Genomic DNA, 26,038 nt, shown 5'->3' with positions numbered 1-26,038 from the left:
ACACGGGGGCCTGTGTCCTGCACCGATGCCCGTGCAGGTCGACGGCGGCCGAGTTACATGGGCTTTTGCCCTTTCGGCTGCCCCGTCGGTCTGGCAGGGTCTTGACGTGCGGGGCCAGGATTCACGCTGTCAACCGTCCCTGCAGAACTGAACAGACCGAATCGAGAGGTGGTGCGCGTGGCCGCGTCTTACGGGGCACCGGGCGTCTACATCGAGGAACTGCCCAGCGGCTCCATGCCCGTCGAAGGAGTCGGCACCGCGGTCGCCGCGTTCGTCGGGTTCACCGAGAAGTACGACCGCCATGAGGGAGACCCCACAGATCCGGACGGCGTGAAGCCGCAGCTCGTCACGAGCTGGCCGCAGTACGAACGGATCTACGGTGGTTTCGTCGCCGGGGCCATGCTGCCCCACGCCGTCCGCGGTTTCTTCGAAAACGGCGGCGGTACCTGCTACATCGTTCGTATCCCGTCCGGTGACGGCGGCCCGTCCGACGGCAGGGCGAGCGGCACGCTCCCCTCGGCCAACCGGCCGGACCTGGAGAGCATCTCCGTCTCCGCGCTGAACGCCGGCCGGCGCCTCGAGATCGAGGTCGTTCCGCCCGCGCCGCCGGCCGAGGGACAGGAGCCGCCGGCCGACGGTGGCGACTACACCCTGCGGGTCTACGAGGACGGGGCCCTCCGCGAGGAGCTGGGCGGCCTGCAGTTCAGCGCCCGCACGCCGCGGACGCTCGAGAAGACCGTCAACGAGCGGTCCAAGTTCGTGCGCATCGACGTGCACCCGGTGCAGGGCGCGGCCCTCGCCGAGCGGGCACCGGCCGCCGGTCGGTACACGCTGAGCGTGCCGCCGCCGCAGACCAACGCCGTGACGCCGGCCGACTTCGCCGGTTCGGCCAGTGACCGCACCGGTTACCAGGGGCTGGCCATCGCGGAGAACGTCACCATGGTCGCCGTTCCGGACCTCGTGACGATCGCCACCCGCGAGGACGGCAGCCTCGACGAGGAGATGTACCTCGCGGTGCAGAAGCAGCTCGTCGACTGGGCCGAGCAGACCCGCACCGCCATGGCGATCCTGGACACGCCGCCCGGCCTCAACGCCCAGCGGGCGCTGGAGTGGCGGTCGCGGCTGGCCCGGGACTCGGCGTTCGGCGCGCTGTACTACCCCAACGTGGTGGTCACCAACCCGCTGTCGCGGCCGGGTTCCGGCAACGGCGACCAGTACCTCACGATCCCGCCGGTCGGGCACGTCGCCGGCGTGTGGGCCCGCACCGACGCGGCGCGTGGTGTCTGGAAGGCACCGGCCAACGAGGCCGTCCGCGGGATCGTCCGCCTCGAGAACGAGGTGACGGACGGCGAGCAGGGGCTGCTCAACCCGGAGGGCGTCAACTGCATCCGGTCGTTCGGCTCGTACGGCACGAAGATCTGGGGCGCCCGTACGCTCGCCAAGACCGACCCGTCGTGGCGCTACATCAACGTCCGACGCCTCTTCAACTTCGTCGAGGAGTCGGTGCGCCGGGGTACCCAGTGGGCGGTCTTCGAGCCCAACGACAGGGACCTCTGGGAGCGGGTCAAGCGGACGCTGAACTCGTTCCTGCGCGGGCTGTGGATGCAGGGCGCGCTCGTCGGCACCACCGCGGAGCAGGCGTTCTTCGTGGTCTGCGACGAGAGCAACAACCCGAGTTCCAGCATCGACGAGGGCAAGCTCATCGTCGAGGTGGGCATCGCGCCCGTGAAGCCGGCCGAGTTCATCATCTTCCGCGTCAGCCAGTGGCAGGGCGGCGGAGCCACCAGCGAGTAAGAGGGGTAGTTCGACATGCCTGACCTGATGACATCTTTCAGCTTCGTGCTGGAGATCGACGGCGTGGAGATGGCCAGCTTCCGTAAGTGCACCGGGGTCGAGTCCGAGACGGAGACCATCGAGTACAAGGAAGCCACCAAGGACGGCCGGATGGTCATCCGGAAGGTTCCGGGGGCCATGAAGTGGAGCGACATCACGCTCGAGCGTCGCGTGGACGAGTCCAAGGCGCTGTGGGAGTGGCGCAAGCAGGTGGAGACCGGTGACATCGACTCCGCCCGCCGCAACGGTTCCATCGTCATCAAGGACTCCATGAAGAAGGAGGTCGCCCGGTGGAGCTTCGACCGCGGCTGGCCGTCCAAGTGGACCGGTGCGGAGCTCGACGCCGGCGGTAACGAGATCGCGACCGAGAAGATCACGATCACCCACGAAGGTCTGTTCCGCGCATGAGCGGGCCCTGCGAGCGAATCATGGAGCGCTGCGTCCATGAGGCTCGTGGCGCCGGGGAGCGAAGCGAGTCGGCGGCATGAGTCTGAAGACCGAGTATTCGTTCACGCTGCCGAAGGGCTACGTGGACGACAGCGGGACGCTGCACCGCACGGGCATCATGCGGCTGGCCAGCGCCCGCGACGAGATCGAGCCGCTGCGCGACCCGCGGGTCAAGGAGAACGAGGCGTACGCGACGGTGATCGTGCTCGCCCGGGTCGTCACCGAGTTGGGCACCGTCCACCGCGTGACGACCAAGACGATCGAGTCGCTGTTCGTCAGTGACTTCGGTTATCTCCAGGACCTGTACCGGATCATCAACTTCCAGGACGCCAGCATCCTCGACAGCATGGAGCCCGGCACCCCTTTCCGGACGGAGTCCGTGGAGGTGGCCTAGGGCGCTACGCACACGACGAACTGTGGTCGGAGATCACCTATCTGGCGTACCACCTGCACTGGGACCTGGACCGCCTGCTCGATCTCGAACACGGAGACAGGATTCGCCTCCTGCAGGAGGTCGGGACGCTGAACGAGCGGGCGTGGCAGGGAGTGTCAGGTGCCTAGTAACGCACACACGGTCGATCCGGGGTTCGTCGGGAAGTTCATCTTCGCCGTCGACGGAATCACGATCGGCACCTTCACCGAGGTGTCCGGACTCGCGGTCTCCGTCGACGTGGAAGAGCTCGTCGAGGGCGGCCAGAACGCGTACACCCACAAGCTTCTGGGTCGTATGCGCTGGCCGAACCTCGTGCTGAAACAGGGGGTCACCGACTCCGACGCGCTCTTCGCCTGGTTGCAGGAGTCGTCGGGTGAGGGATTCACCAAGGGGGGCAACAGGGTGGTGCCCCGCGACGGAAAGGTCAGCGTCCTGCGCCCGAACGGCAAGCCGCTGCGCAGCTGGCACTTCACCGGGGCCAAGCCGGTGAAGTGGAGCGGGCCGCGGTTGGCTGCTTCGGGCCGGGAGCTGGCCCAGGAAACACTGGAGGTATGTCACAGTGGCTTCCGCTCCGGCGCCTGAACCGGCGCGGTCGCGTCGCGTGCGCCGGTGGGGCGGTGCGCGACTGGTGCGCCGGCTGATCGGCCGGCGCCTCCCGCTCGCCGCGCCACCGCCCGCCGACGCGGGCTTCGTCGCATCCACCCACCGGGCCTCCCGTCAGGTGGCCGCCGACGTGGTCGGTGGGTTGCCGACGTTGCTGCCCTTCCCTTTGCTGACCAGGCTCAGACGGGCCGAGCTGGGGCGGCGGGCGGCCACGGCGGCCCGTCGGTACACAGTGGACAGTGGGGCGGCGCCGGGTGGCGTCGCCCGCCGTCCGATCGGGCGCGCCGAGCCGACCGTCGCCGCGCTGATCTCCGCGCCGCCGGCCGGGCCGGTGATCAGACCCGACGCCGTCCCGGGCGTGCGACCCGCGTTCGTCGCGCTTGATCCTTCTCGCCGTTTTCCTTGGGGGAACGGGGATTCGCGCCCGACCGCCGCCGGCAACGCCCCGGCTCGTGGCGGCAAAGCCTCCGCCCGGCCGGCGCCGGCGAGCGGCGCGGCCGGCGTCACCTACGGCGGCTCGCGCTCGGGCTCGGGCGGCTCGGGCGCACCATCGACGCGCGGGACCTCGCCGGCGACGCGCACTTCTTCTTCGGCGGCCGGATCTCTCGCGGCGCGTGGTGCCTTCGTGGCGCCCGCCGCGCTGGTCGGTGCGCCGCCGGTCGGGCCCGAGGTGCGGCCGGGGGCCGTGCCGGGTGTGCTCGCGCCGCACGGACTCTTCGGCCTGGGGCGGGCCGCTCCCACCCTTCCGTCCTCCACAGTGGACGGTCACGGCGCCGGTCTCAGCTCCGGGCGGGCGCCGGGACAGACCGCGCGCGACGGGCTGGTCGCTCCCGGCGGGCGCGCCGGCGACGGCACACGCGGCTCCGGCCGCTCGGCGAACGACGCGCGCGGCTCCGGCAACGGCGGCTCGGCGGGCTCCATAGGGCGTGGCTCCGGCGGACGTGGCGCCGGCTCCGCGGGCTTCCGCGGCGCAGGCTCGGGCGGTTCCTACGGCTCCGGGCTATCGGCGGACGCGCGCGTCGGTGGTTTCGGCCCGCGCGGCTTCAACGGCGCACGGGGCAGCGGTGTCGGTACCTCCGGCTCCGGCGCGGCAGGCGGGTCGGGCTCCGGCTCCGGCGGCGCGCGCGGCTCGGGCTCGGGTGGCGCCGGCATGCGCGGCTCCGGCTCGGGCACCGACTTCAGCGGCTCGGGCTCCGGCGGCGCGCGCGGCTCCGGCGGCTCCGGGGTCGGTGGGGCCCGCGGCGCGGGTTCCGACGGCGGTTTCGGCGGATCCGGTGCGGCACGCGACGTGGCGTCCCGTGGCGCGCACGGCACGGGTCCAGGCGGCGCGCACGGCACGGGGCCCGGCGGGTTCGCCGCGGCGGGAGCCGGCTCGGGCGGGGCAGGTCTCGGCCGGGGTGGAGCGGGTCTCGGCGCGGGCGGTGTCGGTTCGCGGGGTGGCGTGCTGCCCACGAGTGGCGCGGCCGCGCCCGGCGCCAACGGCCCCGGTGCCGTCTCCGCCGACCGGGTCGGCATGCTGCGCACCATGGGCGCGGGCTCCCTCGCCGCCGCGCTGGCCGGTGGGATCGCCGCCGCGCGGTCGGCCGCCGGGCACGCGGCAGCCGGTTCGACAGCCGCCGCGCCGTCGACCGCCGGCCGCACCCACGCCGCCGGGAGCGGCGCCGCTAGCGGGTCCGCCTCGGCCGCGGGCCGGGGCGCGGCGGCAGGTACGGCTACGGGTGCCGGGGCGGGGACCGTCCACAGCGGACACTCGCCGGGGACGGTGGCGCGGCAGATCACGCGTTCGCGGGACGAGTACGCGCGGCCGACGGCCGATCCGCACCACGGACACGACCACGGTGCGCACGGGCACGAGAGCCTCGCGAAGCGGCCGGCCACCGGCCCCACCGTCTCCTCCCCCGTGGCGGCGGGCGACATGCGGGTTCTGGGTGGGGCGGCGATGCCGCCGGGGAACACACCCGATCCGGCCGGTGCGGTGCAGCGGACTCCCCCGCCGCCGAGCATCATCGGCACGCCGGTCCAGCGGTGGAGCGAGGCGGTCAAGCGGCGGCCGCTCGAGGCGCCCCGCGAGCTGCCGGCGGCGTTCCAGGCGATGGCGCGGTCGATCTCGGGACGCGCGTACGCGCCGCGGTACACCACCGGCCCGGCCACCCGTGCCGCGCTGTCGGCGGCCGGTGCCCTGGGTGCCACCAGCGGCGGCGTCGTCCACCTGCCCAGCCACCCGAACGCCCGCAACGCGAGCGTGCTCGCCCACGAGCTCACGCACACCCGGCAGTCCGTCCGCCGGCCGCGGTTCTTCCTGAGCAGGCTCACCGGCGCCGTGGACGACGACGAGCGCGCCGCGCTGCACGCGGGGCACAGCCACGCGCAGGGTCTGATCGGCAGCGCCACGCAGCAGGTTCAGGAGACGGGTGCGGGCATCGTCGGGCAGCTGCCGGTCGCCGGCGCGTCCATGGGGCGGGTCAACGAGGTCGCCACGAACGCCGCCAACCAGGCGATCGCCGACGCCAACGGCGCCGTCGACGGTGCACTGGGCAGCGCTCAGTCCGCTGTGGACGGTGCGGTCGGCGGCGCGCAGGACTGGTTCACCGGGGTCAGCGGCCAGGCGAGCGGATACGCGCAACAGGCGAGCGGCTACGCGCAGCAGGCGTTCGACAACACCAACAACGCGGTGAACGGAGCGCAAGGCGCCGTCGCGGGCGCGCTGCCATCCGTCCCGGGCGCGGCTCCGAACAACACCCCGGGGGGACAGGCCGAACCGGTCGACCCGGACCGGATCGTCGAGATGGTCGAGGAACGGCTGCTCCGCGAGCTTGAGCGGCGCGGCGGACGCTGGAACGGAGTGTTCTGATGGCGGGACCGGAGAAGGCGTATCTGCTCACCGAGAAGGGCGACCAGATCCGCTGCCTGTTCAACCCGGCGGAACTGACCATCACCAAGTCGAACACGTGGCAGGCGCCGGAGACCAAGGGTGGCAACACACCCGAGCTGCGCTTCCAGTCGGGACAGCCGGGCACGCTGACGCTCAGCCTCACGCTGGACACCACGGACACCGGCGAGGAGGTGACGGGTTACACCGACCGGCTGCTGGATCTGATGAAGGTGGACCCGGCGCTGAAGGGTTCGGACAAGCAACGCAACAAGGCGCGGCCGCCGTGGGTGGAGTTCCACTGGGGCAAGCTGCACTCGTTCAAGGCGATCGTCGAGAAGCTCACCATCAAGTTCACCTACTTCGCGTCGAGCGGGATGCCGTTGCGCGCCAAGGCGGACATGTCGCTGAAGCAGTGGAACGAGGAGGGCGTGTACCCGCTGCAGAACCCGACCTCGCACACGCCGACGCTGCACACCGTGCACCGTCTGGTGCCGGGCGAGACGTTGGACCGGGTCGCGGCGACGCACTACGCGGACTCGACCAGGTGGCGGCTCATCGCCGAGGCCAACAACATCATCGACCCGATCGCGGTGCCGGCCGGCACACTGCTGGTGATTCCCGAACTGCCGGTGCGCCACCGTGGCTGACCAACGGCGCCTCGACGGCGCGATCATCTCGGTCGACGGAAAACCGTTGGCGGCGGAGCTGTACGGCCAGCTGACGCTGGTGCGCGTCGAGGAATCGGTGCTGCTGCCCGACTATTTCGCGCTCCGCTTCGACGATCCGCACTTCGACGTCTTCGACAAGGGAACGTTCAATCTCGGCCAGCGGATCGAGATCGCGTTCCGCGCCGAGGCGGATCCGGTGGTGGTGACGGTCGGCGAGGTGACCGCCGTCGAGGTCTCCCCCGGGCCGAGCGGCCGCCACGAGCTGCACGTCTCCGGCATGGACGTGACCCATCGCCTGGCCCGGCAACGCAAGTCGCGCAGCTACCAGGGTGTGACGGACTCCGACATCGCGAGCCGGATCGCCGGCGAGTACGGGCTTTCCGTGGAGGTCGACAGCTCCGGCGAGGTGCACGAGTACGTGCTCCAGCGGGGCGAGACCGACTACGCGTTCCTGCGCCGGCGCGCGGCACGCATCGGGTTCCACTTCTGGATCGCCGACAAGACGTTCTATTTCAAGAAGTCGCCGCGGGCCGCGGGTTCGCCGCCGAAGCTCAAGTGGGGCGGCAACCTCAAGCGCTTCAGCGTGCGCTTCTCCGCGGGCGAGCGCGCCGACGAGGTGCAGATCGACGGCTGGGACTCCCTCGGCAAGAAGGCCGTCACGGGTCGTGCCTCGAACGCCGAACCGGGCACCGACGCGCCGGCCGCGAAGGAACTCTCCTCGGCCGCGAAGCGCGCGTTCGGCGCGGTGAAGCGCAACGCGGGACAGTTCCCGGTGACGGACCAGGCGGAGGCGGACGCGCTGGCGGAGGCGTTCCTGACGCGGGCCGCGGGCGAGGAAGTGGTGCTGCGCGGCGAGACGGCCGGGGACCCGATGCTGGGTGCCGGCGCCAAGGTGTCGCTGGAGCAGGTGGGCTCGCGCCTGTCGGGCAAGTACACCGTCACCACCGTCGAGCACCTGTACGCGGCGGGCAAGCCGTACGTCACGAAGTTCGTGTGCGGGGGGCGTGAGCCGTCCGGCCTCGCCGACCTGGTGGGTGGCGGCCACGCGGAGAAGCGCGGCTGGCAGGGGCTCGTCGTCGGCATCGTCACCAACAACGACGATCCGGAGAAGCTCGGCCGGGTGAAGGTGACGTTCCCGACACTGTCCAAAGAGGACGAGAGCACCTGGGCGCGGGTGGTGACGCCCGGCGGTGGACCCAAGCGCGGGATGCAGTGGCTGCCGGAGGTCGACGACGAGGTGCTCATCGGCTTCGAACTCGACGACGAGACCCGCCCGCTGGTCCTCGGCGGCCTGTGGAACCGCACCGACCAGCCGCCGCAGCCCGACGCCCCGAAGAACGGCGTGGTGCAGCAACGGATCCTGGCCAGCCGCAAGGACTCCCGGCTCGCCATCATCGACGATCCGACGCAGGCGATCGACCTGCTGCTCGGCGGCACCAAGGTGAAGCTCCACCTGGCGGTGGCGGAGTCGAACCTGACCGGCGACAAGAAGCTCGTCATCGACGCCACCGACATCGAGGTCAACGCGTCCAACTCGCTCAAACTCAACGGCAACACGGTCGACATCACGGCGAAGAGCGCGATGACGCTCTCCGGTAAGCCCATCAAGCTCAACTGACCATCCGACAAGCTCAAGGGGACGCGCATGTCTCAACCCGTCGCACGCCAGAACGATCCCGTGATGGGCACGGACATCCACATCCTCATCCCGCCGTCCGGCCCGCCGGTGCCCACTCCGCTGCCCTACGCGGGGAACCTCACGCAGGCGCTGTCGCCGGACGTGAAGGTCAACGGGTTGCCGGTGGCTACGCAGGACAGCATCTCGCAGCAGCCGCCGCACATTCCGCCGCCGCCGATGTCGTTCAGCAAGCCGCCGACGAACCTGGGCAAGGTGATCCCGCGCCCGTCGCAGGTGCTGGTCAACGGCAAGCCGATCGCGCGCATGGGCGACCTGGTGGCCACGTGCAACGATCCCGTCGACGCGCCCACGTCGTCCATCACCGCCGGCTCCCCGGACGTGATCAGCGCATGAGAGGGATGAAATGAGCGCACGCTTGCGGGAGCTCATCATGAAGCGCTGTGCTTTTGCGCCGCAAGGCGCCGGTGAGCGAAGCGAGGCGACGCCTTGAGCGCGCCAAACGGTGATTTCGTCGGCAGCGGGTGGGCCTTTCCGGCCTCCATCACCGGTGCCGGCACGGTGCGCCTCGTCAGCGGCACCGAGGAGATCGACGGCGCGATCCGGATGATCCTGTCGACCCGGCCGGGCGAACGCGTCATGCGGCCCGAGTTCGGCTGTGCGATCTGGACGCTCGTCTTCGCGCCGCTGACCTCCGGCACGCTCGGCCTGATGGAGCAGTACGTGCGCGAGGCGCTCGCCCGTTGGGAGCCCCGCATCGAGTTGCAGCGCGTCGTCGCCGTGCCCGACCACGAGAGCGGTTCGGTCGCCATCGAGGTCGATTATCAGGTCCGTTCCACGAACGACACCCGAAACCTCGTCTTTCCGTTCTACGCCATCCCGATCGAGGACAGCCCATGAGTTTGCCGGCACCGAACCTGGACGACCGCCGGTTCCAGGACATCGTCGACGAGGCGAAGCGCCGCATCAACCGGCTGGTGCCGGAGTGGACGGATCACAACGTCTCCGACCCCGGCGTGGCGATGATCGAGCTGTTCGCCTGGATGACGGAGATGACGCTGTACCGGCTCAACCAGGTGCCGGACCGGCTCTACGTCAAGTTCCTCGAACTGGTCGGCGTGGAGCTGTTCTCCTCCGTGCCGGCGCGGGCGGATCTGCTGTTCACGTTGACGGCGCCGCGCGAGGATCCGGTGCGCGTGCCGGCCGGTACCCAGGTCTCCACGGACCGCGCGGGCGATCAGGACGCGGTCGTCTTCCTCACCGACGAGGACCTCACCATCGTGCCGCCGAAGCTCATCGCGTGCCTGACGCACACGGCGGACCAGTTCACCGACCACTACGAGGATCTGCGCCGGGAGGCGTCGTCGGTGCAGCTGTTCCCGACGCTGCGCCCGGACGAGGCGGTGTACTTCGGCTTCGAGGAGCCCTCCGCCGGCAACCTGATCCGCATGGAGGTCACCACCGGGCCCGAGGGCGCGGGTGTCGACCCCCGGCGGCCGCCGCGCGTGTGGGAGGCGTGGGACGGGCGCGAGTGGCGTTCGGTGCGCATCATCGAGGACACCAGCGCCGGCTTCAACATCACCGGCGAGGTGACGCTGCTGCTGCCGAACCGGCACCGCCCGCTGACCCTCGGCACCCGCCGCGCGCACTGGATCCGCTGCCGGCTCGTCGCCCCGGAACGCGGCCAGCCCTCGTACCGCAACCCGCCGGTGCTGGAGTCGTTGTCGGCGCTGGCGTTGGGCGGGGCGGTGGCCGCGCACCACGCCGAACCGGCCCCGGCCGAGCTGCTCGGCACCAGCGACGGCCGTCCCGGACAGGTGTTCGGGGTGCGGCGGGTGCCGGTGCTGCCGCGCCGTCCCGACGAGACGGTGCGGGTGGTGCTGCCCCGGCCGGACCGCGGGGGCGAGCCGGAGGAGCAGCTGTGGAACGAGGTCGCCGACCTGTCCGACGCGACGGAGGAGGACCGCGTGTACACGTGGTCCGGTGCCACGGGGCAGATCCAGTTCGGGCCCAGAATCCTTGACCGGCAAGGGAAGGGGCAGCAGCACGGGGCCGTCCCGCCGACCGACGCGCAGATCTGGGTGACCGGGTATCGGTACGGGGGCGGCCGGCGCGGCAACGTTCCCCCGAACCGGTTGACGATCCTGCGGACGTCGATCCCGTTTGTCGCCGGGGTGACCAACCTCGACGCGGCGACCGGCGGGGTCGACGCGGAAAGCGTCGACAACGCCAAGCAGCGCGGACCGATGCTGTTGCGCGGCGCCCGGCGCGCGGTCACCGCCGAGGACGTCGAGCGACTCACCCTCGACGCCGCGCAGGGGGTCGCGCGCGCCAAATGCCTTCCGCCGGAACGCCCCGGCGAGCCCGCGCGCCTCCTCGTGGTGCCGCGCATCGAAAGCACACCGCAGGGCCTGCGCCTCGACGACCTCGCCATTCCGGAGGAGTTGGAGGAGCGCATCAAGGCATATCTGGAGCCGCGCCGGCTGCTGACGATGCGGCTGCGCATCGAACCCCCGAGGTATCAGGGCGTCAAGGTGGTCGCGGAGGTGCGGGCCGGATCCGGTGTGCGTCCCGAGACTGTCCGGGAACGGGCCGAGGAGGCGCTGTACGAGTACCTCAACCCGTTGACGGGTGGACCGGGTGGGCAGGGCTGGCCGTTCGGGGCCGACCTGCGCCTCGGTGACGTGTACGGCGTATTGCACGGTGCTTTCGGCGTGTTGGGTGTGGAGGCGGTGCACTTCTTCCCCGCGGACCTGCGCCGCGAGGAGACCCTCGACCAGGTGGACCAGCGGCTGCGCCTGCTGCCGGACGCGCTGTTCATGTCGTTCCAGCACCGGGTGGTCGTGCAACAGTGAGTGTCGACAAGGATTGGCTCATCTCGCAGCTGCCCCGCGCCATGGCGCAGGATCCGGTGCTGAACCGGTTCGTGACGGCGTTCCAGGAAGTCGCCGACACCGTGCGCGACCGGGTGGACGGCATCGAACATCAGGTGGACACGGGCCTCGCCAGTCCGGAGATGTTGGCGTATCTGGCCTCCTGGCTCGGCCTGCAGCTCGAACCGACGGACTCGGCGGAGTATCAGCGGGACCTGTTGCGCCAGGCGGGAAAGCTGCTCGGCTGGCGCGGCACCCGGCACGGTGTCGAGGGTCTGCTCGGCGCGGCGACCGGTGCGCGCGTCGAGGTGAGCGACAGCGGCGGCGTGTTCGGTCAGAAGGACACCATCCCGCCGCCGGACAACACGGTCACCGTTCAGCTCGACCACACCGGTCACCTGAGCGAACGGCAGGTGCGCGCGATCCTCGAGCAGGAGGTCCCGCTCGGCGCGAACATCGTGCTGGACGTGCGCTACCCGAGCGACGGCACGGGTGGGGGACGCCGTGGTCGATGAGCCGTCCCGTCGACGGCCGCCGTCGTGCCCGGACTGCGGGGGCCCGGTCCGCATCGGCGAGGACCGGCTCTGCCCGCGCTGCGGCTACCCGCTGATGTACCTGCGGCTGCCCGAGGAGGAGCGCACGAGCGTCACGCCTCCGGCGCGCCTGCCGGGTGAGCAGGACAGCGGCCCCGCGCCGCCCGCTCCGGCGCTGGCCCTCGCCGAGGAGCCACCGTCCACACCGGACACGATCTCCTGCCCGAACTGCCGCTACGTCAACCACGCCGACCGCACCTGGTGCGAGCGGTGCGGCTACCGCCTGAAGGCACTGCCGCCACCGCCGGTGGTGCTGCCGCCGCCGGCGCCGTCGAACCGCTGGCGCATCTGGGTGTTCGCGGCCGTCGTCGTGCTCGCGATCGCCTCCGTGGCAACGGCTTTCGTGCTCCTGCGCGATGACGACCCGGCTTCACCGCCACCCGTCGCGAAGTCCTCCGCGCCGACCGCGATCGTGCGGGTGCCGCCCAACACCATCAAGGTGACCGCCACGACGGCCATCCCCGGCGACCGCTACCGCCCGGAGAACACCCTCGACGGCGCGAACGACACCGCGTGGCACAGCAACGGCCCCGCCCTGCCCAACAACAACGGGCAGACGCTGACGTTCACGTTCGACAAGCCGGTGCGGCTGGTGCGGGTGACCATCAACAACGGGTTCAACCGGAGCCCGACCGACTACACCAACAACGAACGCATCGCTTCGGCCGAGATCGTCACGGATGCCGGCACGAAGCAGTGGCAGCCGAAGGACACCGGCGACCCGCAGACGCTCGAACTCGACGGGGCGCCCACGACGAAGGTCCAGATCGTGGTGCGGGGCGTCTACCCCGGCACGAAATACCGGGACGTGACGGTCAGCGAGGCGGCGTTCGACGAACTTCGTTGACCGGTCCTCGCAAGTGGCGGGGACCTACGCAGGTCATCGGCGACTCTTGATCGGTACAGGTCCCCACCACTTCAGCTCCAGTCGTACTGCGCGCGCAGCACACCGGCGACACGGTCGAACTGCGGCCGCCCGAGCACGGCACCCTCGCGGCGGATGCTGTCCTCGGCCAGCTCCAGCACCCGGTCCAGCCGCACGAAGCTCGGCCGCTCCTCGCGGTCCCACGCACCGGGGCCGAGGGAGTACCAGTGGCGTTGGCCGGCCCGTTCGGACTGGCTCGACAGCATCAGGCCGTACACCGTGGAGCCGCGCCGGCCGACGACGAGCACGGGCCGGTCCTTGCCCTGGGACGGGTCGTCCTCGTAGGCGACCCAGGTCCAGACGACCTCACCGGGATCGGCCTCCCCGTCGAGGTTCGGCGAGTAGGAGAGTGTGCGCCCAAGATCCCGAACGATGCTCATGGTCGCCCATTATGGAGGTACGCCGCTCCCGCGTTCCACACCCGGTCGAAGGTGCCCGGGCGCAGCAGTTCCCGGGAGTACTCCCCCGTCGAACAGGAACACGAGCCCGTCGTCCCAGGGGCCGTGCGGCGCCACCCAGTCCACCGTCAGCAGCGGCCCGCCGGGCCAGTCGACGGCCAGTTCCTCGCGCACCTCGCGGCGGGCGGCGTCCAGCGGCGACTCGTTGGCCTCCGCCATGCCGCCCGGCAGGTCCCAGTCGGGTTTGTAGCGCGGGTCGACCAGCAGGATCCGGCCGGTCTCGTCCCGGAACAGCACGTCGGCACTGACCCGCTTGCGCGCCTGCGTCCGGTTCCCCTCGGCGAGGTAGGCGCGATACGCCTCGGGATCCCGCAGGTACAGGGGCTCGTCACCACTCACCCGCCTCATCCTGCACGGTCCGGGCGCAAAGCCCGCCAGACGCGGGGCGCTGGCTAAGGTGAGGATCATGTCGATGCGTGTGGAGTCGGACCGGCCGCTGCCGCCCCCGGGCGCCAACACCTACGGCCACTTCACCGCGATGCAGGTCCGCGCCGGCGCGGTCCGCGGCCTCGCCCTGCACCTGGCGAGGCTCGAGGGCGCCACCCGCGAACTCTTCGACACGACGCTCGACGCCGAACGGGTCCGCGGCGCACTGTGGCACGCCGTGCGCGACACCCCGGACGCCTCGGCGGGCGTGTACGTCTACGGCCCCGGCCCGGACGACGACGAGCCCACCGTCGCCGTGGTGGTACGCCCGCCGGTCGGCAGCCCCGGGATGCGCCAACGTCTGCAGTCCGTGGCGTATCAGCGCCCGGTCGCACACCTCAAGCACCTCGGCGGCTTCGCGCAGGTCTACTTCGGCCGGCGGGCCGCGCGGAACGGGTTCGACGACGCGCTGCTGACCGGCCCCGACGGCGTCATCAGCGAGGCCGCCATCGCGAACATCGCGTTCCTGCGCGGCGACGAGGTCGTCTGGCCGGACGCGCCGCACCTGCCGGGGATCACGATGCAGTTGATCGCGCCGCGCCTGCGTTCCCGGAACGAAGCCGTGCGCCTGGCGGACCTGCCGACGTTCGACGGTGCAGTCGTCACCAATTCCCTGGGTGTCGGCGGCGTGGCGAGGATCGACGACGTACGGTTCCCGGTGGACGACGTACGACTGAAGGCCCTGGCGGCCGAGTACGAGGCCATCCCGTGGGACGTACTCTGAACGCACTCGTATGAATCCGGGCCGCACGCACATGGTGGGCGGGCCGGAACCCGTGGTTCAGTCGAGCGGGTGACCGACAACAACCTCATGCGGCTGCTCGGCGGCCTGGTCGAACCCCTGCTCGCCCCGCTGTCCCCGCTGCCCGCGCGGGCGCACGTCGTTCAGCTCGCCTGCGGCACCGGCACGCTGAGCCTCGCACTGGCGCGCCGCCGGCCGGACCTGCGGATCACCGCGATCGACATCGACCCGGCGGTGCTGGATGCCGGCCGCGTCGAGGCCGCTCGGGACGGGCTGGCGGTCGAGTTCCGCACGATGTCCATCACCGCGCTCGCGTTCGAGGACAAGAGCGTCGACGCCGTCATCTCGCGCATGGGGCTGCTGATGCCCGGGATCGCGCCGTTCGACGTCTCGGCGCGGGAGGCGGCCCGGGTCCTGCGCCCCGACGGGATCCTGAGCATCGCCGCCTGGGCCGATCTGGAGTCGAGCCCGTACACCGGCTTCGGCCTGCGGGTCCTGCGGCAGGTCCTGCCGAAGGGGACCGTCCCCGACTTCGAGGCCGCCTTCGGCCGGCACGAACGGCTCGAGGAGCATCTCGAGGGGTTCTACAGCATCGACGCGTCCTGGTACCGCTGGGAGACGGAGTATCCGGACTTCGACACCTGGTGGGCGTTCGTCGCCGAGTTCGGGCCGCTGAAGCCGCTCTTCGACGGCCTCGACGAGGAAGCGCGCCACGAGGCCCGCCGGGTGATGGCCGACGAGCTCCGCGCGTTCCGCACGGAGTCCGGCGGCTACCGCCTACCGGCGACCTGTCGCCGCATCACCGGCCACCGCTAGGAGCCCCGGCCGGCGGGGGCGGACCTACTTCGACGGGGTGAACTTCACGCCCTTCAGCGCCGCCGGCGGCTTCGTCGCCGTCAGGTCGGCCCCCAGTCCCCGGATCACCACGTAGTCGATGCCCTGCCGCTTCCCGTCGTCGGAGATCGTCAGTTCGCCACCCGGCGCCGGGCCGACGATCTGCGTCGACAGGTCGCGGAAGTGCACCTCCATGCGGCGGTTGTTGCCGCCGACCAGTTGCACCGCCACCTGGGTCGCCGGGACCAGGAACCGGATCTGCACCGGCACGTCCACGCACTGCGTCGGCGCGTCCGGACGGGCCGCCGTCAGCGACTTGCCGGCCGGGTCGGCGTTGCCGACGGCCACCCCGGTCGCGTCCTTGCACTGGGCCGGGCCGCCCTGATCGGGCAGGCCGCTCAGCAGGATTCCCTTGTCGCGGAAGGCGTCGCTGGGCACGATGCCGTTTGCCGGCGTGGTCAGGTCGACCTCGCGCGGCCCGGGAGCGGCACCACCCGGGGCCGTCGCTCCGGAGGCACCGGCCGAGGGACCCGCCGAGGCACCGGCGGCGGCAGCGCCGGAGGCCGACGCGCCACCCCCGGGCGCCGCCGGCGGAGACGGAGCGGGAGCGGGCGTGTTGGCGCCCACCGGGGCCTGCGAGGCGGCGGCCGCGTTGGCGGCGGCCTGATCCGCGGCGCGTTCGCGCATGATGTACGCCCCGCCGACGATCGCCCCGGCGAGGATCGCCACCGCGCCGACCATGCCGGCGACCCGCGCCAGCTTGGACGCCACCCGGGGCCGCTGCACGAACGTCGCCGTCGTGCCGCCCTCGGCGCCGTCACCGGTCGCGCCGATGGTCAGCGCGCGGATCTTCTCCTGGCTCCACGGCACCGACGCCTTCACCTTGAGGTCGGTGCGCGCCGAGGTGCCCGGGGCCAGCGTGACGAACGCCGGCTTGAACGTCGAGCGGACCCGGTTCTCCTTGTCGGTCGCGGTGAGGCTGAGCCGCAGCGGCGTGTTGCCCTCGTTGATCAGGTCGACGGCGTACTTCGCGGAACGCTTGCCGGTGAACACCTCCGGCTGCACCCGCACCGCGACCTGCTGCGTGGGCGGCACGGTCAGGGCCAGTTCGGCGCAGCGCGACACCTCGTCCCGGTAACGGGACTGGGCCAGCACACCGACGACGTACTCGCCCGCGGGCGGCGGCGGCGTGGAGGGCAGCGTCAGCTTGATGGTCGCGGGAGCCGTCTCACCGGGCCGCAGCTTGGTGATCTCGGGCTCGACCGCGACGGTGGCGCCGGCGGGCAGCCCGCGCAGGTCGAACACGTAGTGCTCGACGACATCACTGGTGTTGCGGACGCTCACCTGCAACGGCAACGTGTCACCGGCCGTCGCGCTCGCGCGCTCGGGCGTGATGCCCACTTTCAGTGGCAGGGCTACCATGCCGCTCCTCCCCAGGTGCGTCCCGACGGGTGTCCGCCGGCATCGACGGTACTCAGCCGCGCAAGTCCGGACGGTGCCCGTAAAGGCAAAGCCGAGGCCAGGGCGCGCAACGGTGTCATCAAACCCCGCCACCAATATGTTGATCAATGTCGCACATCGGGTCCGATCGGACGTGCAGAATGATCCTTAGGGTCGCCGCCGGCACATCGTGCACCGGCCACGGAAGGCGTTTCGCATATGAGGATCCTGCTGCTCGCGTCGGCGTTCAACGGGCTGACCCAACGGGTCTGGTGCCGGCTGCGCGCGGGCGGGCACCGGGTGTCGGTCCAGTTGTCGACCAGCCCCGAGGCGATGCTGCACGGCGTGCGTGCTTTCGGACCGGAACTGGTGGTGTGCCCGTTCCTCAAGGAAAAGGTCCCGGAGGAGATCTGGCGGCACTGGCGCACGGTCATCATCCACCCCGGACCGGTCGGCGACCGCGGACCGTCCTCTTTGGACCATGCCATCACCGACGGCGCGCGGATCTGGGGCGTCACGGCGCTGCAGGCGATCGAGGAGATGGACGCCGGACCGGTCTGGGCGACGCGCATCTTCACGATCCCCGAGGACCCGCCGCGTAAGTCCGCGCTCTACAACGGCCCGGTCGCGGACGCGGCGGTGGAGTGTGTCGAGGAGGTCGTCGCCAAGGCGTCCGACCCCTCTTTTCAACCCATTCCGTTGGAACGGGCACCTAGAGCGGTGCCGGGTACCGGACTCCGGCCCCTGGTGCGCCAGTCGGACCGCGCGTTCGCGTGGGACGACGACCCGGAGCGGATCGTGCGCCACATCCGCGCCGCGGACGGCTTCCCCGGTGTGCGCACCCGGATCGGCGGGCTGGAGGTGCGGGCGTTCGACGCGTCGGTCGGCGGGATCGCGGGTCCCCCGGGCGAGATCCTGGGGCGCCGGTACGGCGCGGTGCTCGTGGGCACCGGGCACGGCAGCGTCTGGATCGGACAGCTCAACAGGGTGCGCGAGGACGGCGGGCCGTCGCTGAAGCTGTTCGCCACGGCGGTACTGCGCCGGTCCGTGCCGGAGGCCCCTGCGCAGGCCGGTGGCGAACGCTACGCCCCCGTGCACTACCACCGCGACGGTCCGGTGGGCACGCTGACGTTCCGGGCGTACAACGGGGCGATGAGCACGCGCCAGTGCCGGATGGTGGCGGCCGGGCTGCGCGCGGCGCTGCGCGACGACACGCGGGTGCTCGTGGTGCGCGGGACGCATGAGTCGTTCTCCAACGGGATCCACCTCGGGGTGATCGAGGCGGCGCCGGAGCCCGCGGCCGAGGCCTGGGCGAACATCCGGGCCATCAACGCGATCTGCCGTCGGCTCTGCGCGGCGACCGGCAAGGTGCTCGTCTCGGCCTACACGGCCGGTGCCGGCGCGGGCGGGGCGATGCTGGGGCTCGGCGCCGACGTGGTGGTGGCGCGGGCGGGCGTGGTGCTGAACCCGTTCTACGACATGGGTCTGTACGGGTCGGAACTGCACACCTACGCGCTGCCGGCCCGGGTCGGCCCCGAACAGGCGACCGCCCTGCTGCACAACAAACTGCCCGTCGACGCCGACCGGGCACGCTCGCTCGGGCTGGTGGACGCGGTGGGGCCGCGGGAGCCGCAGGAGTTCGACGGGTGGCTCGGCGAGGTGGCGGCCGGGTGGGCGGATCCGGCGCGTTGGCGCTCCACTGTGGACGCCCGGCGGGCCCGGGCGGCCAAGCAGCGCTGGCCGTTGTCCTACCACGAGACCGTCGAACTGGGCGAGATGGCGCGCGACCTGTTCGACGACCGGCAGCGCTTCGACCGGGCGCGAAAGGCCTTCATTTACAAGGAACCGCCGTGCGCCACACCCGCCAGGCTCATCGCTGATTGAGGCTGTGGCGGACCCAGACGTTCGGCTCGACGTAGACCGCCGAATCCTGATCCGGGTCGCAGTGCACGGGGGCGAGCGCGCGGGGCACCCGCACCGGGCCCGGCCGGTCGAACGGCAGCCCGGTCCACTCCCGCCACTCCGCGAGCGTGCCGGCGATCAGCATCGAACGCGGCGCCACCGCCTCGATCCGCGCGCCGGCCCGCACGTGCACGCGCAGCCACGGGTCGACCGGCAGCCCGTCCTCCCGCGTCCGAAACGCGTAGGTCGACATGGGCTCGAACGGGTCGCTCTTGCCGTTGGGCCGCACCGGTGCCACGAGCGTGTCGTGCCCGAGCCGCGCGGCGTTGCGCCGCATGGCGTCCAGCACGACGGCGGCGAGGCCCCTCCCCCGCAGGTCCGGTTGCACCATGATCTCCAGGGCGGAGACCTGCGTCCCGCGCCGCCCCGCCGCCCGGTCCGAGATCGCCGCGACGACCACGGCGTCCCACCCGCCCACGGGCAGCACCGGCGGCGGCGTGTACGGAACGCTGTACGCCGCCGCCGCGGCCCGGGTGGGCTCGTCGGGATCGGGCGCCACGAGCACGTACTGCGCGAACGCCGTCTGCGCGATGTCGTAGTACAGCGGGGCGACCCGGTCCCCGTACATGAACTCGGGCCAGCCGCCGTGAAAGGTGCCCAGCAGCGGCGCCAGGTCCGGCCGCTCGGCCAGCGGGAACATCTCCACGGGCACACGATACGAGGTTCGATGCCGCCCGCCGGGGTATCCGACGGGCATGGGTACCGATGACAAGATCGACAACGCCGCCGAGAAGGCCGCCGGCAAGGTCAAGGAGGGCGTCGGCGACGCCACCGACGACCGCGACCTGCAGGCCGAAGGCAAGGCAGACCAGTCGAAGGCCGACCTGAAGCAGGCCGGCGAGAAGATCAAGGACGCGTTCAAGGGCTGAGCGCGCCCGGTGGCGCTCTACGGTTTGCGACCCACGCCGCCGTAGAGCGCCACCTGCGCGTCGGTGAACTCCGGCGGCGTGTCCGGCCGCCACGACAGGATCGGCACGACGCCGGGGTGCTCGAGCTGGAGCCCCTCGAAGAAGGCCTCCACCTCCTTCTGCGAGCGGAACTGCGTGTCGATCCCCTGCGCCCGGAAGATCTGCTGGAACTTCGCCCACGCCGGCTTGTCGTAGTCGTCGGTGATGTGCGAGATCACCAGGTAGCTGCCGGAGGGCAGGGCGTCCACGAGCCGCCGCACGATGCCGTACGGGTCGGTGGCGTCGGGGAAGAAGTGCAGAATCGCGTAGAGCAGCAGCGCGACCGGCTGCCCGCTGTCGAGCATGTGCCGCACCGGCTCCGCGCCCAGGATGCGGTCCACGTCGGAGAGGTCGGCGTCGACGTAGCTGGTGCGCCCCTCGGGGGTGCTGGTCAGCAGTGCCCGCGCGTGCGTGAGCACGATCGGGTCGTTGTCGATGTACGCCACCTCGGTCGAGGGCTGCAGGCCCTGGGCGATCTCGTGGATGTTCGGGCTGGTGGGGAGGCCGGTGCCGACGTCGATGAACCGGCGCACGCCCGCGTCGACGAGGAAGCGGACGGTGCGCATCAGGTACGCCCGGTTTTCCCGGGGGGCGGTGCGGGCGTTGGGATTGACCTTCAGCCCCTGCTCGGCGGCGGCACGGTCGGCGGCGAAGTTGTCCTTGCCGCCCAGCAGGTAGTCGTACACCCGTGCGGGATGCGGCCGGTCGGTCTGCAGGTCGGCGTGGTAGTGGTCCGGATCCGGGGAGGTCACGGTCCACAGTGAACACGAAGTCTGGGCGGCCCGCGTTCCTGGGGGGAGATCGCGGGCCGAACACACCATAGACGAACATCTCAGGCAAAGGAACTCGCATCGCGTCCTCGATTGCGTAGTTCTACCGATGTTGCATCGAATCCGGCCGCCCACCATGGGAGCCGTGAACGCACGCGAGTACACCATCGCCGAACTGGCCCGCGAGGTCGGCATGTCGCCCCGGAACATCCGGGCCCATCAGGCGCGCGGCCTCATCGCCCGGCCCGTCCGCCGGGGGCGCGTCGCCTACTACGACTTCGGGCACCGCGACCGCCTGGAGTCGGTGAAGGCGCTGCAGCGCCAGGGGTTCAACCTCGCGGCCATCGAGGCCATGCTCGGCACCGGCCAGACCAGGGCGCACAACGAACAGCTGAACCGGCTCGTCGGGCGGCTGGCGGAGGAGCAGCCGGCGCTGGCGTTCCGGCTCGAGCGGCACGGCATCACGGCCCGCGGCGACAACGGCACGCCCCACGTGCTGCGCCCCCAACTGCTGCGCCGCGCCCTCGAACTGCGCAAGGTCGGGCTGCCTACGCTGGCGGCGCTGCACATCCTCATCGCGATCCTGGACCGGCTGGGCGCGGTCGCCGACGATCTGGCCCGGATGACCGGCGGGCGGATCCGCACACTGACCCGGGATCCGGACTCGGCACGGGCACTGGAGCCGGTCGAGCGGATCGCCGCCGGACTGCCGGACGGCCTGGCCGAACTGCTGAACGAGGCATTCCGCGCGGCGGTGGAGAACCTGGCCGCGCGCCCGGACCCGGTAGCGACCCGCCGCGCCCCGGTCCACCCCACCCGCCGCGCCAGCTGACCCCAGCCCGCGGCGTCGAAGGGGTTCACGTCAGGGTGAAGACGTATATGCCGGGGTCGGCCGTCACGCACAGCGCGCCGTCCGGCAGCCAGCACACCGTGTTCACCCACGTCGCGTCGACCCGCATCGCCGCCACCGGCCGGTCGGCCCCGATCTCGTGGACGCGCAGTTCGTTGGTCCAGCCGGCCATTGCCAGTAGCGAGCCGTCCGGGGAGACCGCCATCGCGTGCACCCGCCCGACCCCCGAACGGGCGACCCGACCCCGCACCGCACCCGACTCCGCGTCCCAGTGGCGCACACCGTCGGCACCGGCCGTCACCAGCAGGTCCGTGCATGGGTCCACCGTGACGGCGGAGGTGCCGGTGGTGTCGAGCGTGTGCCGGAGCGCCCCCGTCGTCCCGTCCACGATGGATATCCGGTCCTCGTGGACCAGCGCGCACCACGTCCCGTCGCGGCCGATCGCCGTTCCTTGTACCCGGGTGGGCGGGGTGATCCGCCAGCGGAGTTCGCCGGCGGTCAGGTCGTGCGCCTCCGCCCAGCCGTCCGAGTGGCCGCCGGCCACCAGGAGCCACGTGCCGTCGGGAGCGGCGGCGAGCGCGGCGGCGCGACCACCGGCCGTCGGGTTGTGCAACAGGCGGCCGTCGTGTGGGTCGTGCACACGGATCGTGCGGTCGGTGTGGGCGGCGGCGAGCCAGGCGCCGTTCCGGGCCGCCGCGAGTATGAGGGCGGACGCGTCGTGGCGCAGCGTGCGGAGTCGCTGCGCGGTGGCGGCGTCGCGCAGTTCGACCGCGTCGTCGCGGATCGCCGCGATCCACGTGCCGTCCGCGGCGGCCACCGCCCCGCCCCAGCGGGAGCGTCGGGCCGTCCCACCGGGGCGCACCGAGCGGTCCTCGACCGTCCACAGTCGAACGTCACCGGCGTCGCACCCGCTCGCCACCCATTCGCCGGAGGGGCCGAACGCGAGTCCCCACACGGCGCGGTGGTTGCCGCGGAACGTGCGCACCCGGGCGCCGGAGCGCGCGTCCCACACCCGGACCGGGCCGTCGCCGGCCGTCGCGACGAGCCGGCCGTCCGGCGAGAACGCCACCGCGTGCACGTCCGCGCCGTGCTCCAGCGTCGCCACCCGCCGGCCGGTGCGCGGGTCCCACACGATGCCGCTCCGGTCGCCTCCGCTGGCCAGAAGTGCGCCGTCCGGCGAGGCGGCCAGCGCGTACACCACGTCGGAGTGTCCATCGTGGACGGTGCTCACGCCGTTCCACAGATGAATGTCGTAGTCGAAACCGGCGGCCGCGACCCACGTCCCGTCGGGTGACACGGCAACCGCCTGGGGCAGTGTCCCCGCCGCGAACCGCTCCCGGACCTCCCCCGTCGCGGCGTCCAGCAGCCACACCTCGCCCCGGTTGATCGACGCGGCGACCAGCGAACCGTCGGCGGTGACGGCCACGTCGGTGCAGACCGCCTCGACGACCGGCACCTCCCGCAGCAGTGCGCCGGTGCGCAGGTCGGACAGGCGCACCGACTCCCCCGAGGTCGACGCGACGAGCCCGGTCGCCGAGACGGCCACGCCGGCCACCCGGTCCGGATGCCGCGCGAGCCGCCCCAGGACGTGCCCGTACGAACAGCCCGCCACCAGCTCGCCGTCCGGCGTCACCGCGAGCGAGCGCACGGCCGCGGGCGCCCGGATCACGCGCCGCAAGCCGGGGAACACGTCCGGCAACGGCCACCGGTTGACCAGCCGGCGGGCCGGCGGCAACCCGCCCGGCGCCACGCCCAGCCGGCTGCACGCGATGTCGACCAGTGCCGACGCCGGCTCCACCGGCCCCAACAGCTGCGCGAACGCCGCCACCTCGGGTACGCCCGCCGGGCCCCGTTCGCGCAGTGCGTCGTCGAGCCATCGCCATCCGTCCGCCACGGGACACAGCATCACATCGCGGGACAAGTACCGTAGTGCGCGTGACGAGTGTCGTGGCGAACGCCGAAGTCGATACCCTGCTGGACGAGCTGACCCGCATGGTCGGCCGCGAGGACCCCTACCCGCGCTACGCACGGCTGCGCGAGATCTCGCCGGTGCTGCGGGCCCAGGACGGCGCGCTCGTGCTCACCCACTACGCCGACATCACGACGATGTTCCGGGACCAGCGCCTCGGCCACCCGCCGCAGGAGGCGCTCGGCCTGATCGGGCTGGCGGACTGGGCCGATCACCCCGCGCTGTACAACCTCTTCACGAGCATGCTGCAGCAGAACCCGCCGGATCACACCCGGCTGCGGCGGCTGGTCAGCGGGGCGTTCACGGCGCGGCGGGTGCAGGCGCTGCGGCCGCGGATCGAGGAGATGGTCGACGAGCTGCTGGAGCGGATGGACGGGCCGGTCGAGTTCGTGTCGGCGTTCGCGTTCCCGTTGCCGGTCAACGTGATCGGCGAGCTGCTCGGTATCCCCGAGCCGGACCGGGCGCAGTTCCAGACGCTGACCCGGGACTGGACGCAGGTCTTCGAGATCATCACACCGGAGGTGCTGGCCACCGCCGACAAGGCCGCCGCCACCGTCCGCGAGTATCTCTCCGGGCTGGTCGAGGAGCGCCGCCGCGCACCCGGTGACGACCTGCTCAGCGCGCTCGTCGCGCACGAGGAGGCCGGCGACCGCCTGAGCACCGACGAGCTGCTGGTGATGGCGGGCCTGCTGTTCATCGCCGGGTTCGAGACGACCACCAACCTGCTCGCCAACGGCCTGGTCGCGCTCCTCACCCACCCCGACCAGGCGGCCCTTCTGCGGGAACGCCCGGAGCTGGCCCCGAGCGCCGTCGAGGAGCTGCTGCGCTGGGACACGCCGGTGCAGCTCTCCAGCCGCCTCGTGTTCCAGCCGGTGACGCTCGGCGGCGTGGAGCACGAGCCCGGTTCGCGGATGGTGGCGTACCTCGGCGCGGGCAACCGGGACCCGCGGCGCTTCGAGGATCCGGAGACGCTGCGCCTCGACCGCAGCGACAACGGGCCGCTGTCGTTCGGCGGCGGGATCCACTACTGCCTGGGTGCGCCGCTCGCCCGGCTGGAGGCGCAGGTGGCGTTCCCGGCCCTGCTGCGTCGCTTTCCCGACCTGGCGCTCGACGGCAAGCCCACGCAGCGCGACAGCCTCAGCATCCGCGGCCTCACGCAGCTGCCCGTCACCACCACCTGATCCCCGCCGGCTGTCAACGGACGGCGCGTCCCGGCGCGTGCGTTATCCGTGACGTTCGACGATTACGTGCGAGTGCGCGGGCCGGCCCTCGTCCGGCTGGCCCGCCTCATCGCCGGCGACCGGCACCTCGGCGAGGATCTGGTGCAGGAGGTGCTGACGAAGGCGTTCCCCCGGTGGGGGCGCATCGTCGCCGGCGGCCGGCCGGACGTGTACCTGCGCCAGATGCTGGTCAACGCGCACATCTCGTGGCGCCGCAAGCGTTCCAGCGCGGAACTCGTCGACGGGGACACCCGCGTCGAACGGGCCGACCGGGCCGACATCGGCGCGGAGACGGCCGCCCGGGACGCGATCTGGCGCCAGATCCGGCTGCTGCCGACGAACCAGCGCGTCGCGGTCGTCCTGCGCTACTACGAGGACCTCGACGACGTCGCGATAGCCGAGATCCTGAACTGCTCCCCGGTCACGGTGCGCACCCACATCATGCGTGGGCTCGCCGCCCTGCGCGCCCGCGAAGGGAGCCTCCGATGAACGACGTGATCGTTGCCGCCCTGCGGGAGAACGCCGAGGGCGACGAGCGCATCGAGCAGCTGCTGACCGCCGTCCACGCCGGTGCCCGGCACCGCCAGAACCGCCGGGTCGGCGCCGCCCTGCTGAGCGTGCTCGCGGCGACGACGCTGCTGATCGGCTCCTCCGCCTGGTGGCCCGGCAACCGCGGCACCGTCCCGATCCCGGAGACGGCGGCGGCCCGACCACCGGCCACCGGCGGGATGAACGCGATCGAGGCGCCCGAGGTCGTCGGCAGCGACCCGACGCTCTTCCACCTCGACGTCGCCGACCTGCGCGGCTGGAGCAGCGTCGCCTGGAGCAGCGGCCGCAACGGCCACGAGGAACTGGTCGCGGAGACGTCCGAAGGCGGCGAGGTGCGCATCGAGCTCTCCCGCGACCCGCAGACGCTGGCGCAGCGCGGCGGCGTGACCGGTTCGGCCATGGTGTGGGGGAACACCGCCGAGACGACCGACTACGGCGACCGGCACATGGTGCGCTGGCAACCCGCGCCCGGCCTGTGGGCCCAGGTGCGTTCCGGGGTCGACGCCGCCGACGCGCTGCGGATCGCCGAGTCCGTGCGGCTGGACCGGGTGTTCCGGTGCGCGGTGCCGTTCCGGCTGGTCGGCTTCGAGGCGACGACGCTCGTCAAGTGCGCCACCCACTTCACCGTCCTGTACGCGCGCGGTTCACCGAAGCCGACGGTGCTGCCGATCGCGTTGGGGCCGTGGGGCGAGGTGTGGCTGTCGATCGGCGGGGACCCGCAGACGGAGTACCAGGTGGCGATGACGCAGGCGCAGGTCGCCGCGTCGGGTATGCCGGCCCAGCGGATCACCCGCGTTCCGGCCCGGATGACGCCGCCGCCGAGCCCGGCGAAGGCCGGCTGGGAGGTGCCGGCCGGCGAGGCGACGGCGTACGTGTGGGGGTTCGGCGCGCCGGACGAGGCCGTCATGACGGCGCTGGTGGGCGCGATCCGACCGGTCGACGACGTGCTCGACATGGAGTCGTGGCCGACGGGTCCGTTCGGCTGAGC

26 protein-coding genes and 1 pseudogene are annotated in these 26,038 nt (G+C 72.0%); 21 read left to right on the top strand and 6 right to left on the bottom strand.

The features are described 5' to 3' along the window. Nucleotides 1-177 precede the first annotated feature (177 nt). From Val02_RS00545 to Val02_RS00490, 13 genes and pseudogenes are all read left to right on the top strand, one after another. Nucleotides 178-1,794, top strand: coding sequence for a phage tail sheath family protein (locus tag Val02_RS00545; RefSeq protein WP_203896823.1), 1,617 nt, complete (start codon nucleotides 178-180; stop codon nucleotides 1,792-1,794). 27 nt (nucleotides 1,795-1,821) lie between these two features. Beyond that, on the top strand, nucleotides 1,822-2,241 hold the full coding sequence (locus Val02_RS00540; protein ID WP_203896822.1) for a phage tail protein: 420 nt from the start codon (nucleotides 1,822-1,824) through the stop codon (nucleotides 2,239-2,241). A gap of 76 nt (nucleotides 2,242-2,317) precedes the next feature. Continuing rightward, nucleotides 2,318-2,674 carry a hypothetical protein gene (locus Val02_RS00535; protein WP_239151135.1) on the top strand — a complete coding sequence of 119 codons (357 nt, stop codon included), beginning with the start codon at nucleotides 2,318-2,320 and terminating at the stop codon, nucleotides 2,672-2,674. A 17-nt stretch (nucleotides 2,675-2,691) separates the two neighbouring features. Beyond that, a pseudogene (locus Val02_RS48600) lies at nucleotides 2,692-2,841 on the top strand (DUF6760 family protein); the annotation flags it as partial. After that, a complete protein-coding gene (locus Val02_RS00530; RefSeq protein WP_203896821.1) occupies nucleotides 2,834-3,295 on the top strand; it encodes a phage tail protein in 462 nt (153 codons plus the stop codon). The pseudogene Val02_RS48600 and the gene Val02_RS00530, both read left to right, overlap by 8 nt. 19 nt (nucleotides 3,296-3,314) lie before the next feature. After that, a complete protein-coding gene (locus Val02_RS00525) occupies nucleotides 3,315-6,167 on the top strand; it encodes an eCIS core domain-containing protein (protein ID WP_203896820.1) in 2,853 nt (950 codons plus the stop codon). After that, complete coding sequence (locus Val02_RS00520) at nucleotides 6,167-6,835, top strand: CIS tube protein (RefSeq protein WP_203896819.1); 669 nt, start codon at nucleotides 6,167-6,169, stop codon at nucleotides 6,833-6,835. Before Val02_RS00525 ends, Val02_RS00520 begins: the two co-directional genes overlap by 1 nt. After that, the gene (locus tag Val02_RS00515; RefSeq protein WP_203896818.1) at nucleotides 6,828-8,474 is read left to right on the top strand and encodes a VgrG-related protein; all 1,647 of its coding nucleotides are present in this window, start codon (nucleotides 6,828-6,830) and stop codon (nucleotides 8,472-8,474) included. The genes Val02_RS00520 and Val02_RS00515 overlap by 8 nt, the downstream gene beginning before the upstream one ends. 27 nt (nucleotides 8,475-8,501) lie before the next feature. Next, nucleotides 8,502-8,888 (top strand): PAAR domain-containing protein, encoded by a 387-nt coding sequence (locus tag Val02_RS00510; protein ID WP_203896817.1) that lies wholly within the window; start codon nucleotides 8,502-8,504, stop codon nucleotides 8,886-8,888. Between the two features lie 93 nt (nucleotides 8,889-8,981). Continuing rightward, nucleotides 8,982-9,392, top strand: coding sequence for a GPW/gp25 family protein (locus tag Val02_RS00505; protein ID WP_203896816.1), 411 nt, complete (start codon nucleotides 8,982-8,984; stop codon nucleotides 9,390-9,392). After that, nucleotides 9,389-11,347, top strand: coding sequence for a putative baseplate assembly protein (locus tag Val02_RS00500; RefSeq protein WP_203896815.1), 1,959 nt, complete (start codon nucleotides 9,389-9,391; stop codon nucleotides 11,345-11,347). Before Val02_RS00505 ends, Val02_RS00500 begins: the two co-directional genes overlap by 4 nt. After that, a complete protein-coding gene (locus Val02_RS00495; protein WP_239151133.1) occupies nucleotides 11,344-11,880 on the top strand; it encodes a phage tail protein in 537 nt (178 codons plus the stop codon). Before Val02_RS00500 ends, Val02_RS00495 begins: the two co-directional genes overlap by 4 nt. Continuing rightward, complete coding sequence (locus Val02_RS00490) at nucleotides 11,858-12,805, top strand: NADase-type glycan-binding domain-containing protein (RefSeq protein ID WP_203896814.1); 948 nt, start codon at nucleotides 11,858-11,860, stop codon at nucleotides 12,803-12,805. The genes Val02_RS00495 and Val02_RS00490 overlap by 23 nt, the downstream gene beginning before the upstream one ends. A 71-nt stretch (nucleotides 12,806-12,876) precedes the next feature. On the opposite strand, the gene Val02_RS00485 is transcribed toward Val02_RS00490, so the two are convergent. Beyond that, the gene (locus Val02_RS00485; RefSeq protein ID WP_203896813.1) at nucleotides 12,877-13,263 is read right to left on the bottom strand and encodes a type II toxin-antitoxin system PemK/MazF family toxin; all 387 of its coding nucleotides are present in this window, start codon (nucleotides 13,261-13,263) and stop codon (nucleotides 12,877-12,879) included. 9 nt (nucleotides 13,264-13,272) lie between these two features. After that, nucleotides 13,273-13,680, bottom strand: coding sequence for an NUDIX domain-containing protein (locus Val02_RS00480; protein WP_203896812.1), 408 nt, complete (start codon nucleotides 13,678-13,680; stop codon nucleotides 13,273-13,275). A gap of 67 nt (nucleotides 13,681-13,747) precedes the next feature. Between Val02_RS00480 and Val02_RS00475 the strand changes: the two genes are divergently transcribed. Further along, the gene (locus Val02_RS00475) at nucleotides 13,748-14,491 is read left to right on the top strand and encodes an aminotransferase class IV (RefSeq protein WP_203896811.1); all 744 of its coding nucleotides are present in this window, start codon (nucleotides 13,748-13,750) and stop codon (nucleotides 14,489-14,491) included. 69 nt (nucleotides 14,492-14,560) lie between these two features. Continuing rightward, nucleotides 14,561-15,325 carry a class I SAM-dependent methyltransferase gene (locus tag Val02_RS00470; RefSeq protein WP_203896810.1) on the top strand — a complete coding sequence of 255 codons (765 nt, stop codon included), beginning with the start codon at nucleotides 14,561-14,563 and terminating at the stop codon, nucleotides 15,323-15,325. Between the two features lie 24 nt (nucleotides 15,326-15,349). On the opposite strand, the gene Val02_RS00465 is transcribed toward Val02_RS00470, so the two are convergent. Beyond that, entirely contained in the window at nucleotides 15,350-16,765 is a 1,416-nt protein-coding gene (locus Val02_RS00465; RefSeq protein WP_203896809.1) for a COG1470 family protein, read from the bottom strand. A gap of 237 nt (nucleotides 16,766-17,002) precedes the next feature. On the opposite strand from Val02_RS00465, the gene Val02_RS00460 reads away from it, so the two are divergent. Then, nucleotides 17,003-18,667, top strand: coding sequence for an enoyl-CoA hydratase-related protein (locus Val02_RS00460; protein ID WP_203896808.1), 1,665 nt, complete (start codon nucleotides 17,003-17,005; stop codon nucleotides 18,665-18,667). Here Val02_RS00460 and Val02_RS00455 read toward each other — a convergent pair. Next, nucleotides 18,654-19,385 (bottom strand): GNAT family N-acetyltransferase, encoded by a 732-nt coding sequence (locus tag Val02_RS00455; protein WP_239151144.1) that lies wholly within the window; start codon nucleotides 19,383-19,385, stop codon nucleotides 18,654-18,656. The genes Val02_RS00460 and Val02_RS00455 overlap by 14 nt on opposite strands. Before the next feature lie 55 nt (nucleotides 19,386-19,440). Here Val02_RS00455 and Val02_RS00450 point away from each other — a divergent pair, with 55 nt between their 5' ends. Beyond that, nucleotides 19,441-19,614 carry a CsbD family protein gene (locus tag Val02_RS00450; protein WP_203896806.1) on the top strand — a complete coding sequence of 58 codons (174 nt, stop codon included), beginning with the start codon at nucleotides 19,441-19,443 and terminating at the stop codon, nucleotides 19,612-19,614. A 17-nt stretch (nucleotides 19,615-19,631) separates the two neighbouring features. Here Val02_RS00450 and Val02_RS00445 read toward each other — a convergent pair whose 3' ends face one another. Then, on the bottom strand, nucleotides 19,632-20,444 hold the full coding sequence (locus tag Val02_RS00445; RefSeq protein ID WP_239151132.1) for an SAM-dependent methyltransferase: 813 nt from the start codon (nucleotides 20,442-20,444) through the stop codon (nucleotides 19,632-19,634). 163 nt (nucleotides 20,445-20,607) lie between these two features. Here Val02_RS00445 and Val02_RS00440 point away from each other — a divergent pair, with 163 nt between their 5' ends. Beyond that, a complete protein-coding gene (locus Val02_RS00440) occupies nucleotides 20,608-21,294 on the top strand; it encodes a MerR family transcriptional regulator (protein ID WP_203896804.1) in 687 nt (228 codons plus the stop codon). Nucleotides 21,295-21,319: 25 nt separating this feature from the next. Here Val02_RS00440 and Val02_RS00435 read toward each other — a convergent pair whose 3' ends face one another. Beyond that, on the bottom strand, nucleotides 21,320-23,206 hold the full coding sequence (locus tag Val02_RS00435) for a WD40 repeat domain-containing protein (RefSeq protein WP_203896803.1): 1,887 nt from the start codon (nucleotides 23,204-23,206) through the stop codon (nucleotides 21,320-21,322). A gap of 98 nt (nucleotides 23,207-23,304) precedes the next feature. Between Val02_RS00435 and Val02_RS00430 the strand changes: the two genes are divergently transcribed. From Val02_RS00430 to Val02_RS00420, 3 genes are read left to right on the top strand one after another with little or no spacing between them, the layout of a single operon-like run. Continuing rightward, complete coding sequence (locus tag Val02_RS00430) at nucleotides 23,305-24,462, top strand: cytochrome P450 (protein WP_203896834.1); 1,158 nt, start codon at nucleotides 23,305-23,307, stop codon at nucleotides 24,460-24,462. A 48-nt stretch (nucleotides 24,463-24,510) separates the two neighbouring features. Then, the gene (locus tag Val02_RS00425; RefSeq protein WP_203896802.1) at nucleotides 24,511-24,990 is read left to right on the top strand and encodes a SigE family RNA polymerase sigma factor; all 480 of its coding nucleotides are present in this window, start codon (nucleotides 24,511-24,513) and stop codon (nucleotides 24,988-24,990) included. Further along, a complete protein-coding gene (locus tag Val02_RS00420; RefSeq protein WP_203896801.1) occupies nucleotides 24,987-26,036 on the top strand; it encodes a hypothetical protein in 1,050 nt (349 codons plus the stop codon). Before Val02_RS00425 ends, Val02_RS00420 begins: the two co-directional genes overlap by 4 nt. Nucleotides 26,037-26,038: the final 2 nt, after the last annotated feature.

Source organism: Virgisporangium aliadipatigenens, assembly GCF_016863615.1.
Taxonomy (GTDB): Bacteria; Actinomycetota; Actinomycetes; order Mycobacteriales; family Micromonosporaceae; genus Virgisporangium; species Virgisporangium aliadipatigenens.
Note: the sequence above shows the minus strand (reverse complement) of the source record. Positions and strands in the feature narration are given on the sequence as shown.